This is a genomic window from Blastococcus sp. TML/C7B, from assembly GCF_016612845.1.
Classification (GTDB): domain Bacteria; phylum Actinomycetota; class Actinomycetes; order Mycobacteriales; family Geodermatophilaceae; genus Blastococcus.
The window spans coordinates 1,916,357-1,928,532 of record NZ_JAEOAA010000001.1 but is presented as its reverse complement, the minus strand read 5'-3'; the positions used below and the strand labels follow the sequence as shown (position 1 = coordinate 1,928,532).

Here is a 12,176-nt window from a genome sequence, read left to right as displayed (position 1 = left end):
GCCGACGACGGCCGACCACGACCCAGGAGAACGCGTGAACGAGATCAAGGACGCCATCCTCGCCGGCCAGCTGGACGCGCTGGGCGGCCTCGCCGTGCCGGAGTCCTACCGCGCCGTGGTGGTGCGCAAGGACGAGCAGAACATGTTCGAGGGGGTGCCGACCAAGGAGAAGGACCCCCGCAAGTCCCTGCACATCGACGAGGTCGCCACGCCCGAGCTCGGCCCCGGCGAGGCGATCGTCGCCGTCATGGCCTCCTCGGTGAACTACAACACCGTGTGGACGTCGATCTTCGAGCCCGTCTCGACCTTCGGCTTCCTCGAGCGCTACGGCCGCCTCTCCGAGCTGACCAAGCGCCACGACCTGCCCTACCACGTGGTGGGCTCCGACCTCGCCGGCGTCGTGCTGCGCGTGGGCCCCGGCGTCAACAAGTGGAAGCCGGGCGACGAGGTCGTCGCGCACTGCCTCTCGGTGGAGCTCGAGGACCCGGCCGGTCACGACGACACGATGATGGACCCGCAGCAGCGGATCTGGGGCTTCGAGACCAACTTCGGCGGTCTCGCCGAGCTGGCCCTGGTCAAGAGCAACCAGCTCATGCCCAAGCCCGCCCACCTCTCGTGGGAGGAGGCCGCCAGCCCCGGCCTGGTGAACTCCACCGCCTACCGGCAGCTGGTCAGCAAGAACGGCGCCAACATGAAGCAGGGCGACGTCGTCCTGATCTGGGGCGCCTCCGGCGGCCTGGGCTCCTACGCCACGCAGATGGCGCTCAACGGTGGCGCGATCCCGGTCTGCGTCGTCTCGAGCCCCGAGAAGGCCGAGATCGTCCGCAAGATGGGTGCCGAGCTGGTCATCGACCGCTCCGCCGAGGGCTACAAGTTCTGGAAGGACGAGCGCACCCAGGACCCCAAGGAGTGGCAGCGCTTCGGCAAGAAGATCCGTGAGCTGACCGGTGGCGAGGACGTCGACATCGTCTTCGAGCACCCGGGCCGCGAGACCTTCGGCGCCAGCGTCTACGTCGCCAAGAAGGGCGGCACGATCATCACCTGCGCCTCCACCAGCGGCTACATGCACGAGTACGACAACCGCTACCTGTGGATGAACCTCAAGAAGATCCTGAGCTCCCACTTCGCCAACTACAAGGAGGCGTGGGAGGCCAACCGCCTCATCGACAAGGGCCTCATCCACCCGACCCTGTCGAAGGTGTACCCGATGGACGAGGTCGGCCAGGCCGCGCTCGACGTCCACCGCAACGCCCACCAGGGCAAGGTCGGCGTGCTGACCCTCGCCCCCGAGGAGGGCCTGGGCGTCAAGGACGCCGAGAAGCGCGAGAAGCACCTCGAGGCGATCAACCGCTTCCGCGGCGTCTGATCCCTGCCCGCAGCCCGAGGGCCCGGCTCCCCCACCAGGGGGCCGGGCCCTCGGCGCGTCCACCCGGCCTACGGTGTCGGCAGGTGCGTCCGGGTCGATTGCGACCGGTGCGCCCGACACCGGTGACCCGACGTCCCCCCGTCTGCGAGGATGACGACATGAGCGACCCCCGCCACGATCTGCCCGTGCACGAGGTGCAGCACTCGTTCGACCTGGTCATGCGGGGGTACGACCGCCGCCAGGTCGCCGACACCATCGAGCGCCTCGAGGCGGACTTCCGGATCGCCCTCGCCGACCGCGACGCCGCCGTCGCCCGCTCCACGGACATGGCCGGCCAGCTCGCGGCGATGCACAACGAGATCGAGGCGCTGCGCCGCAAGGCCGCCACCGCCTCGGCGCCGACCTTCGAGAACATCAGCGAGCGCATCCAGCACATGCTGCAGCTCGCCGAGGAGGAGGCCGGGGAGATCCGCCGGGCCGCCCAGCTCGACGCGCAGGCCGTCCGCGAGCAGACCGACGCCGAGGAGCGCGCGCTGCTCGAGCGGCACGCCGCCGGTCAGGCCGAGGTCGAGCGGATGATCGCCGAGGCCCGCCAGGGCGCCGAGCAGATCATGCAGAAGGCCCAGCTGCGCGCCGACGAGCTGGTCGCCAAGGCCCAGGAGCGGGTCGCCCGCCTCGACGCCGAGTCCCAGGCCCGCCGGGCGAAGGTCGAGGAGGACTTCGACATCGCCCAGCGCGCCCGTCGCGCCGAGGCCGCCCGGGTCGAGGAGGAGCGCGAGCGCGTCTCCACCCAGGCCGCCCGCCAGCGGGTCGCCGCGGCCGAGCAGCACGCCGCCGCGCTGGTCGCCGACGCCGAGGCGAAGGCCGAGTCCATCCGGGGCGTCCGCGACGAGCTCACCAGCCGGCTGGTCCACGCCCGCAAGCTGCTGGACAACCTGCCCGACCTCGGCGACCGCCCCGAGCAGCCGGCGGCGCCCTCGTCGTCCGCTCCCGCTGCTGCGGCCGCGCGCGCCGAGGCGCCGGCTCCGGCTGCTGCGGAGACCGACGTCACGGAGACCGACACCCCGGCGACCGGCGCCCCCGAGACCTCGGCCGAGCAGGCCCCGGCCGAGGAGGCCACGCGGGCGCAGGACGCGCAGCGCCCCCAGGCCGCCCCGCGCCCCCAGCCGACCCCGCGGACGACGCCGGCCCCGGCCGCCGAGCAGACCGCGCCGGCCCAGCCCGCGCAGGCCGCGCCGCAGCCGGCCACCCGTCAGCTGCCGCTGCCGCCGCGCCCGTCCGGCGCCACCGCCGCCCCGGCCACGCAGTCCATCGACGCACCCGTCACCCAGGGCCGTCCCTGACGGCTGCGGGGCGGCTGCCGGCGGCGCTGCTCGCCGGCCTGCTGGGGGCCGTGCTGCTGCTCGCCGGGGCGCCGCACGCCCGAGCGGCCGGTGACGACGGCCGGCTGAGGATCGCGCACCTCTCCCCCGACTCGCCCGCCGTCGACGTCGCCCTGACGCCGGTGGACGGCGAAGGCCCCGCCGTCGATCCCGGCACGGACGTCGCCGGCGGCCTGACCTACGGCGACGTCGGCGGCTACGCGGACCTGCCGCCAGGCAGCTACGCGGTCAGCGTGCGGGCCGCGGGCTCCCCGGCGACCGCGCCACCGGCGCTCTCCACCCGCGTCGACCTGCCCGCCGGCGGTGCCACGACGCTCGCGCTCTGGGGCCGGTTCGCCGATCTCTCGCTGGCCCCGCTGACCGACGACCTCGCCGCGCCCGGGAACGGGGCGGCCCGCGTGCGGGTCGTCACGGCGGCCGCGGGGGCACCGGAGCTGGACGTCGCGGTGGACGGCGGGCCGGAGCTCGCCGTCGGGCTGCGCTTCCCCGCCGCCTCCGGCTGGACGAGCGTCCCCGGCGGCCCGGGCACGCTGCGGTTGCGCACCGCCGGGACGGAGACCCGCGTGCCGGTCGACGTCGTCCCGGGCACGGTGGTGACGCTGCTCGTGCTCGACACCCCCGCCGGCGGGCTCGCCGTCCGGCCGGTCGTCGACGCGACCGCCGCCGCGGTGGTGCCGACCGGCGGTGTCGAGGCCGGTGGCTCCGGCAGCTGGCCGGCCCGCCTGCCGCGGCTCCCCGCGGCGCTCGCGGCGGGCGCGCCCGCCACCGGCGCCGCAGGCGGCCGCGCCGGTGCGCATCCGGGCCGACGCGGCCGGCCTCGACGCCGCCGTGGCCGGCACCGGCCTGGACCGCGCCGGCGCGCTCGCTGTGCCGGCGGACCCGGCCCTCGCCGGCTGGTACGCCGCGGGACCCGCGCCGGGCCTCCCCGGTCCGGCGGTGCTCGCGGGGCACGTGGACTGGGCCGGGCGGCCCGCCGTCTTCGCGGGGTTGCACCGGCTCGCGCCCGGCGACGAGGTCGTCGTCGACCGCGCCGACGGCACCAGCGCGCGGTTCGCCGTCGACCGCGTGCTCCGGGCGCCGAAGAAAGCCTTCCCGACGGCCGTCGTCCACGGGCCGACCTCCGGCGCCGAGCTCCGGCTGATCACCTGCGGCGGCGCGTTCGACCGCGCCACGGGCAGCTACGCCGACAACGTGGTGGTGTTCGCCCGGCTGGTCGGCTAGCGGCGCCGGTCGCGGGCCCGCCAGCAGGCGGTGTGCCAGTGCCGCCGCAGGTCCGCCGCCGAGTCGGTGTCCCACGGCTCCAGGTCGGAGTCGCGGGCGTAGGCGGGCCAGGTGACCACGTGCGGCGTCCCCGGGCGGATCTCCTGGTCGCAGCTGGGGCAGCGGTAGGTCTTGCCGGTGCTCGACCCGGTCAGGGGCCGGACCACCCAGTCGCCGTCGCCGGCCTCCTCGACCGGCTCAGCGCGACGGCCCGCCCCCCGGTCCGAGGACCGGGGGGCGGGCCGTGGGCGCCTGCGGGGCAACTGTCAGCGGCGGGCGTAGTCGTGGAAGCCACGACCGGTCTTGCGGCCCAGGTAGCCGGCGGTCACGAGCTGCTCGAGCAGCGGGGCCGGCGCGAGCGCCGGGTCGCGGAACTCGGTGTGCAGCTCCTGCTCGATGGCCAGCGACACGTCGTTGCCGACGACGTCGAGGAGCTCGAAGGGCCCCATCGGGTAGCCCAGACCCGCCTTGACCGCGGTGTCGATGTCGGTCTTCGAGGCGTAGTGCGCCGCCAGCATGCTCACCGCGTCGTTCAGGTACGGGAAGAGCAGCGCGTTCACGATGAAGCCGGCCCGGTCGTTGCAGGAGACGGCGACCTTCTTGAGCTTCGCCGTGACCGCGTGCACCGTGGCGGCGACGTCGGGAGCGGTGGAGACGGTGGAGACCACCTCGACCAGCTTCATGACCGTGGCGGGGTTGAAGAAGTGCATGCCGACGACGTCGGCCGGGCGGCCGCTGGCCAGCGCGCACTTGATGACCGGCAGGCTGGAGGTCGTGGTGGCGAGCACCGCGCCCGGCTTGGCGATCCGGCCCAGGTCGGCGAAGAGCGCCTCCTTGACCGGCAGCGACTCGATGACCGCCTCGATGACCAGGTCGACGTCGCCCAGCGCCTCGACCGAGCTGGCGCCGGTGACGCGGCCGAGCACCTCGTCGCGCACGGACTGCTCGAGGCGGCCGCGCTCGACCTGCTTGTCCAGCCGACTTGGCCAGCGCCTTCTCGACGCCGGCGACCTTCTCGTCCGAGCGCGCGATGAAGGTGACGTCGTACCCGGCCTTGGCGACGACCTCGATGATGCCGGTGGCCATCGTGCCCGAGCCGACGACGCCGACGGTCTGCACGGGGCGGGCGCCCTCGGCGGCCCCGCCGGGGGTCGGGGTGGCGGCGTCGGCGACGACCTCGCCGGAGCCGGCCTCGGCGTAGGTGTAGAAGCCGCGGCCGGACTTCCGGCCGAGCAGGCCGGCGGTGCGCATCTGCTTGAGGACCGGGCTGGGCGCGTGCAGCCGCTTGCCCGAGACCGCGTGCAGCGCGTCGAGCACGTCGTAGGCGGTGTCGACGCCGATGAGGTCGAGGACCTGCAGCGGGCCCATGGGCAGGCCGCAGCCGAACCGCATGGCGGCGTCGATGTCCTCGCGGCTGGCGTAGCCGTTCTCGAACATGGAGACGGCGTGGTTGAGGTAGCCGAACAGCAGCGCGTCGGTGATGAACCCGGGGTTGTCGCCCACGGTCACCGCGACCTTGCCGGCCTTCTCGACCAGCGCGACGGCGTCCTCGACCACGGACGGGTCGGTGACGGCGGTGCGGACGACCTGGACCAGCGTCGCCGTCGGCACCGCGGTGGACACGTGCAGCCCGATGACCTTGCTCGGGCGGCCGGTGCCGACCGCGAGCTCGGTGACCGAGAGGCTCGAGGTGTTGGTGGCCAGGATCGTGTCCGGGCCGGTGACCTTGTCCAGCTGGGCGAAGATCTCCGCCTTCAGCGCGAGCCGCTCGGGCACGGCCTCGACGACCAGCTCGGCCCCGGCGAGGTCCTCCAGCGAGGTGCTGTAGCGGATCCGGCCGAGCGCGGCGTCGTCCGCCTCGCCGGCGGCGATCGAGCGCTCGATCGCGGCGCGGCCGCGCGCGGCCGCCTCGTCGCTGACCTCGACGGCGGTGACCGACAGGCCCGCCCGGGCGAATGCTTCCGCGATGGCGGCACCCGCGGTGCCCAGCCCCACGATGCCGACCTCGTTCAATTCCCTGGCCACGCTGCCATCCCTCCACCGTCGGTGATCGGTGGGCAGTCTCTCATCCACCGATCCGCCGACCGGAGGCCACCGCTCAGAACAGCCGCTGGGTGGGGTCGTCGGTGCCCTTGAGGACGGCGTAGTCGACGGTGACGCAGTCGATGCCCCTGTCCGTGGCCAGCACCCTGGCCTGCGGCTTGATCTCCTGGGCGGCGAAGACGCCCTTCACGGGGGCGAGCAGCGGATCGCGGTTGAGCAGCTCCAGGTAGCGGGTCAGCTGCTCGACGCCGTCGATCTCGCCGCGGCGCTTGATCTCCACCGCCACCGTCGTCCCCGTGGCGTCGCGGCAGAGCAGGTCCACCGGGCCGATCGCGGTCGGGTACTCGCGGCGCACCAGCGACCAGCCCGCGCCGAAGGTCTCCACGTGCAGGGCCAGCAGCCGCTGCAGCTCGGCCTCCACGCCGTCCTTCTGCAGGCCGGGGTCGACGCCGAGGTCGTGCGCGTGGTCGTGCTCGACGGCCTCGATGGTGATGATCAGCTGCTCGCCGGCCTTGTTGGTGACCGTCCAGGTGCCGCTGCCGTCGACGAGCTCGTCGCGCAGCGTGCAGGGCGGGGTCATCCAGTTCAGCGGCTTGTAGGCGCGGTCGTCGGCGTGGATGGACACCGAGCCGTCCGCCTTCACCAGCAGCAGGCGGGTGGCCATCGGCAGGTGGGCGGTGAGCCGCCCGATGTAGTCGACGGAACAGCGGGCAATGACCAGGCGCACGGGCGCCGACGGTACCCGGCGCAGCAACGGCCCCGGCGGCCCCGCCGTCCTGGGAACATGCCGGCGTGGCCCCTGTGCGCGCCGTCGCCGTCCTGCTGCTGCTGGCGCTCGCCGCCTGCGCCGAGCCCTCCCCCGTCGGCAGCCGGCCGCCCGACGCCGTTCCGCCACGGGCGCAGCTTCCCGCAGATCCCGGGGCGCTGGTGCTCCGCGTCGAGCAGGTGGGCATGTTCACGACGCCGCAGGCGCTCGCCGCCCGGCTCCCGGTGGTCAGCGTCTACTCCGACGGACGGGTGGTCCTCCAGGGTCCGGTGGCGACCATCTGGCCGGCCTTCGCCTGGCCGAACGTCCAGGTGCTGGACGTCGGAGCCGTCGGAGTGCAGGAGCTGGCCGACCGGGCGCTGGCGGCCGGGGTGGCCGAGCAGGCCGACCTGGGCGTCCCGCCGCTGGCCGACGTCGGCTCCACCCGGTTCACGCTGGGCACGGCCTCGGGGACGCACGTCCGGGAGGTCTACGCCCTCCAGGGGTCCGCCGCGATGACCGGCAGTGGTCTCACCGCGGACCAGGTGACGGCCCGCGAGCGCCTCCAGGAGTTCGTCACCGAGCTCTCCAACCTGGTGTCCGCAGGCACCCCCGAGGAGGTCCCGCGACCCTGGACCCCGGCTGCGGTGGCCGCCGTCGCCCAGCCGTGGACGGCGTCCGAGGAGGACGTCGCCCAGGGCTGGTCTCCCGAGCCCGTGCCGTGGCCGGGCCCGCCGTTGCCCGGGGAGCCGATCGGTCCGGGCATCAGCTGCGTCGTCGCGACCGGGGAGGTCGCGGGCGACGTCATCGCGGCCGCACGGGACGCGAACGTGCTCACGCCGTGGGCCACCCCCGACGGTGCCCTGTGGTCGGTGGCGTTCCGACCGCTGCTGCCCGACGAGACCGGCTGCGCCGACCTGACCGGCTGACGACCTCGTTGATCATCGTCATCCGGTGGCCCGACATTCCGACGGGCGCAGCCGGATGACGATGATCAACAGGGGTCAGGCCGTGGCGGGCTGCCGCAGGTCGGCGTCCACGCCGCCGTGCTCCTCGGCCGCGGCCAGGGGCTCGACCGGGGAGGTCGCGTTGTACCGCTCGAGGTCGAGGATGCCCTCGCGCTTGGCCACGATCGTCGGCACCAGCGCCTGGCCCGCGACGTTCACCGCGGTGCGGCCCATGTCGAGGATCGGGTCGATCGCCAGCAGCAGGCCGACGCCGGCCAGCGGGAGGCCCAGGGTCGACAGCGTCAGGGTCAGCATCACCACGGCGCCGGTGACGCCGGCCGTGGCGGCCGAGCCGATCACCGAGACCAGCGCGATGAGCAGGTAGTCGGTGATGCCGAGGTCCACGCCGAAGAACTGGGCCACGAAGATCGCCGCCAGCGCCGGGTAGATCGCGGCGCAGCCGTCCATCTTCGTCGTCGCGCCCAGAGGCACGGCGAACGAGGCGTAGGACCGCGGGACGCCGAGGTTCTGCTCGGTCACCCGCTCGGTCACCGGCAGCGTGCCGATCGAGGAGCGGGAGACGAAGGCCAGCTGGATCGCGGGCCACGCCCCGGCGAAGTACCGGACCGGCGAGAGGCCGTGCGACTTGAGCAGCACCGGGTAGACGACGAACAGCACGAGGGCCAGGCCCGCGTAGACCGCGCCGGCGAAGACGCCGAGCGAGCCCAGGGAGTCCCAGCCGTAGCTGGCGACGGCGTTGCCGATGAGACCGACGGTGCCGATCGGGGCCAGCAGGATGACCCACCACAGCACCTTCTGGACGATCGCCAGGGCGGAGCGGGTGAGGTTGAGGAACGGCTCGGCGGCCGGGCCGACCTTGAGGATCGCGACGCCGACGGCGGCCGAGATGACGATCAGCTGCAGCACGTTGAACGACAGGCCCACCGAGCCGTCGGCACCGGCGGAGGCCTGCAGGCCGAGGATGTTGCCGGGCACCAGGCCGGTGAGGAAGTCCCACCACCCGCCGGTCGTGCCGACGTCCTGCGCGGCGGAGGCGTCGACGGAGCTGTTGCTGCCGGGCTGGGTCAGCAGGCCCAGGCCGATGCCGATCGCGACGGCGATCAGCGCGGTGATGGCGAACCAGAGCAGCGTCTGCGCGGCCAGGCGGGCGGCGTTGGACACCTGCTTGAGGTTGGCGATCGAGACGATGACCGCGGTGACGATCAGCGCGGGCACCAGCGCCTTGAGCAGCGAGACGAAGCTGCTGCCGATGGTCTGCAGGGTGCTGGTCAGCCAGTTCGGCGAGCCGTCGGAGACGGTGCCCATCTCGCGGGCGACGAAGCCGAGGGCGACGCCGACCACGAGGGCGAGGAGGACCTGCGCGCCGAAGGGCACGCGGCGGAGACGAGCGAGCACGAGGGATACCGATCTACGGGAGGGAGGAGGACGCGGGAGCTGCGGGCGTCAACAGCTCGCCGTCGTCATCCGCCCGTAGTCGAGGGCGCGCCTGCGCGTCAGGCCCCACACGTTGTGCACGGAGGGTCAAGGCCTGCGGCGGCGCGGCCATGCCCGCCTGTGCGCAGGGTCTCAGTCGGTCCAGACGGGCGGGCGCTTCTCGAGGAACGAGGCCATCCCCTCGCGCGCGCCGGGGATCTGGCTGGCGGCGGCCATGACCTCGACGGCGGTGTCGTAGGCGTCTCGCTCGGGGCGGTCCAGCTGGGCGTACATCGTCTGCTTGCCCCACGCCTTGCTGGCCCGGGAGCCGCGCGTGGCCCGCGCCATCAGCTCGTCGACGGCGGCGTCCAGGTCCTCGTCGGGCACCACCCGGTTGACCAGGCCCCAGTCCAGCGCCGTCCGTGCGTCGATGACGTCGCCGGTCAGCGCCAGCTCCATCGCCCGCTTGCGGCCGACGTTGCGGGCGATGGCCACCATCGGCGTGTGGCAGAACCAGCCGCCCTTGCCGCCGGGGGCGGCGAACCCGGCCGACTCCGCAGCGACGGCGAGGTCGCAGGACGCGACCAGCTGGCAGCCCGCGGCGGTGGCCAGCGCGTGGACCCGCGCCAGCACGACCTGCGGGACGTCCTGGAGGGTCTGCATCAGCTCGGTGCAGAGCTTCAGCAGGCTGCGCACCTCCGGCAGCGGCCGGCCGGACACGTCGGCGAAGTCGTGCCCGGCGCTGAACACCGGCCCCTCGGCGGCGAGGACGATCCCGGCGGCGTCGCTCTCCCCCGCCGTCGTGACCGCACCCAGCAGCTGGGTCAGGTGCTCGCGCGAGAGGGCGTTCCGGCGCGCCGCCCGCACCATCGTGATGCGGACGACGTCGCCGTCGCGTTCGATCCGGGGTGCGCCGTCAGCCATGGACCGACGCTAGACCGATCAGGCCGGCGCGGGCACCTTCTGGTCCAGGCCGTTCGCCTCGCGGATCACGTCGACCACCGAGCCCATGATCTCGGTGAGGCCGAAGTCCTTCGGCGTGAAGACGCGGGCGACGCCCTGCTCGCGCAGCCGCCGGGCGTCGCTGTCGGGGATGATCCCGCCGACGACGACCGGGACGTCGTCCAGGCCGGCCTCCTTCAGGCCGCGGAGCACGGCCGGCACCACCTGCAGGTGGGAACCGGAGAGCACCGACAGGCCGACGACGTGCACGTCCTCCTCGACCGCGGCCGAGACGATCTGCGCCGGGGTCAGGCGGATGCCCTGGTAGATGACCTCGAAGCCGGCGTCCCGCGCGCGGACGGCGATCTGCTCGGCGCCGTTGGAGTGCCCGTCCAGACCGGGCTTGCCGACCAGGAAGCGCAGCCGGCCGCCGAGCTCCTCGCCGGTCGCGCGGACCCGCTCGCGCACGTCGGTGAGCGTCGCGTCGGCCTCGCCGCCGCTGCTGGCCGCGGCCACGCCGGTGGGCGCCCGGTACTCGCCGAACACCTCGCGCAGCACCCCGGCCCACTCCCCCGTCGTCACGCCTGCGCGGGCGCAGTCGAGGGTGGCGGCCATCAGGTTGACGTCGCTCGCGGCCGCCTCGCGCAGCGCGGCGAGCGCGGCGTCGGCGGCCGGCTGGTCGCGCTCGGCACGCCACTTCCGGACCGCCTCCTGGGCGGCGCTCTCCACGGCCGGGTCGACGACCATGATCGCGGCGTCGAGGTCGGCCAGCAGCGGGTTGGGCTCGGTGGTCTCGAACTTGTTGACGCCGACGACGACGTCCTCACCGTTCTCGATCCGCCGGCGCCGCTCGGCCAGCGAGCCGACCATGGCGCTCTTCATGTAGCCGGACTCGACGGCGGCCACGGCGCCGCCCATCTCCTCGACGCGGGCCATCTCGGCCCGCGCGCCCTCGATGAGGTCGGCGACCTTCTTCTCCACGACGACCGAGCCGGTGAACAGGTCGTCGTACTCGAGCAGGTCGGTCTCGTAGGCGAGCACCTGCTGCAGACGCAGCGACCACTGCTGGTCCCACGGCCGGGGCAGGCCCAGCGCCTCGTTCCACGCGGGCAGCTGCACGGCGCGGGCGCGGGCGTCCTTGGACAGCGTGACGGCCAGCATCTCCAGCACGATGCGCTGGACGTTGTTCTCCGGCTGCGCCTCGGTCAGGCCCAGGGAGTTGACCTGGACGCCGTAGCGGAAGCGGCGGTGCTTGGGGTCCTGGACGCCGTAGCGCTCCTGGGTCAGCTCGTCCCAGAGCTGGGTGAAGGCGCGCATCTTGCACATCTCCTCCACGAAGCGGACACCCGCGTTCACGAAGAAGGAGATGCGGGCGACGACCTCGCCGAACTTCTCCTGCGGCACCTGACCCGAGTCGCGCACCGAGTCCAGGACGGCGATGGCGGTGCTGATCGCGTAGGCGATCTCCTGCTCCGGCGTCGCCCCGGCCTCCTGCAGGTGGTAGCTGCAGATGTTGATCGGGTTCCACTTCGGCATGGTCGTCACCGTGTAGGCGACCATGTCGGTGATCAGCCGCATCGAGGGAGCCGGCGGGAAGACGTAGGTCCCGCGCGACAGGTACTCCTTGATGATGTCGTTCTGCGTCGTCCCGGCCAGCTTGCTGACGTCGTGCCCGTGCTCCTCGGCGACCGCCTGGTAGAGCGCGAGCAGCCACATGGCGGTGGCGTTGATCGTCATCGACGTGTTCATCTCGTCGAGCGGGATGCCGTCGAAGAGGGCGCGCATGTCGCCGATGTGGGTGACCGGGACGCCGACCTTGCCGACCTCGCCGACGGCGAGCTCGTCGTCGGGGTCGTACCCGGTCTGCGTCGGCAGGTCGAAGGCCACCGAGAGGCCGGTCTGGCCCTTGGCCAGGTTGCGCCGGTACAGCGCGTTGGACTCGGCCGGCGAGGAGTGGCCGGCGTAGGTGCGCATGACCCAGGGACGGTCACGCTCCTCCGGCGATGACGGGAACGGCATACCGGCGGAGTCTAGGGCGGTCCCGGGACGGGAGCAGC

General features: G+C 73.6%; 10 protein-coding genes and 2 pseudogenes. 5 read left to right on the top strand and 7 right to left on the bottom strand.

Annotated elements, in window-relative coordinates; translation table 11 throughout:
- Window positions 1–34: 34 nt before the first annotated feature.
- From ccrA to JKP76_RS09395, 4 genes and pseudogenes are all read left to right on the top strand, one after another.
- Window positions 35–1,366: a crotonyl-CoA carboxylase/reductase gene (ccrA, locus tag JKP76_RS09410; RefSeq protein ID WP_200490612.1), complete on the top strand. Its 1,332-nt coding sequence runs from the start codon at window positions 35–37 to the stop codon at window positions 1,364–1,366.
- 158 nt (window positions 1,367–1,524) lie between these two features.
- Window positions 1,525–2,709 (top strand): hypothetical protein, encoded by a 1,185-nt coding sequence (locus JKP76_RS09405; RefSeq protein WP_200490611.1) that lies wholly within the window; start codon window positions 1,525–1,527, stop codon window positions 2,707–2,709.
- Window positions 2,710–2,759: 50 nt separating this feature from the next.
- Window positions 2,760–3,353: pseudogene (locus JKP76_RS24000) on the top strand (DUF4397 domain-containing protein); the annotation flags it as partial.
- A 184-nt stretch (window positions 3,354–3,537) separates the two neighbouring features.
- Window positions 3,538–3,969, top strand: coding sequence for a class F sortase (locus tag JKP76_RS09395; protein WP_375335630.1), 432 nt, complete (start codon window positions 3,538–3,540; stop codon window positions 3,967–3,969).
- Here the strand turns inward: JKP76_RS09395 and JKP76_RS20750 are convergent.
- The 4 genes and pseudogenes from JKP76_RS20750 to nucS all read right to left on the bottom strand — a co-directional run bounded on the left by JKP76_RS20750 (window position 3,966) and on the right by nucS (window position 6,778).
- Window positions 3,966–4,175, bottom strand: a complete 210-nt coding sequence (locus JKP76_RS20750) for a hypothetical protein (protein WP_309229857.1) — start codon at window positions 4,173–4,175, stop codon at window positions 3,966–3,968. The two genes, JKP76_RS09395 and JKP76_RS20750, sit on opposite strands and share 4 nt — an antisense overlap.
- Before the next feature lie 99 nt (window positions 4,176–4,274).
- Window positions 4,275–4,946, bottom strand: a complete 672-nt coding sequence (locus JKP76_RS22320; RefSeq protein WP_309232898.1) for a 3-hydroxyacyl-CoA dehydrogenase NAD-binding domain-containing protein — start codon at window positions 4,944–4,946, stop codon at window positions 4,275–4,277.
- Window positions 4,947–5,061: 115 nt separating this feature from the next.
- Window positions 5,062–6,003 (bottom strand): annotated as a pseudogene (locus JKP76_RS09385) (3-hydroxyacyl-CoA dehydrogenase family protein); the annotation flags it as partial.
- A 103-nt stretch (window positions 6,004–6,106) separates the two neighbouring features.
- Entirely contained in the window at window positions 6,107–6,778 is a 672-nt protein-coding gene (gene nucS, locus JKP76_RS09380) for an endonuclease NucS (protein WP_200490608.1), read from the bottom strand.
- A gap of 65 nt (window positions 6,779–6,843) precedes the next feature.
- On the opposite strand from nucS, the gene JKP76_RS09375 reads away from it, so the two are divergent.
- Entirely contained in the window at window positions 6,844–7,725 is an 882-nt protein-coding gene (locus tag JKP76_RS09375) for a hypothetical protein (RefSeq protein ID WP_200490607.1), read from the top strand.
- 75 nt (window positions 7,726–7,800) lie between these two features.
- Here the strand turns inward: JKP76_RS09375 and JKP76_RS09370 are convergent, their stop codons facing one another.
- The 3 genes from JKP76_RS09370 to JKP76_RS09360 form a co-directional block, all read right to left on the bottom strand.
- The gene (locus JKP76_RS09370; RefSeq protein ID WP_200490606.1) at window positions 7,801–9,159 is read right to left on the bottom strand and encodes a dicarboxylate/amino acid:cation symporter; all 1,359 of its coding nucleotides are present in this window, start codon (window positions 9,157–9,159) and stop codon (window positions 7,801–7,803) included.
- Between the two features lie 171 nt (window positions 9,160–9,330).
- Window positions 9,331–10,101, bottom strand: coding sequence for an enoyl-CoA hydratase-related protein (locus JKP76_RS09365; RefSeq protein ID WP_200490605.1), 771 nt, complete (start codon window positions 10,099–10,101; stop codon window positions 9,331–9,333).
- Between the two features lie 18 nt (window positions 10,102–10,119).
- Window positions 10,120–12,138, bottom strand: coding sequence for a protein meaA (locus tag JKP76_RS09360; protein WP_200490604.1), 2,019 nt, complete (start codon window positions 12,136–12,138; stop codon window positions 10,120–10,122).
- Window positions 12,139–12,176: the final 38 nt, after the last annotated feature.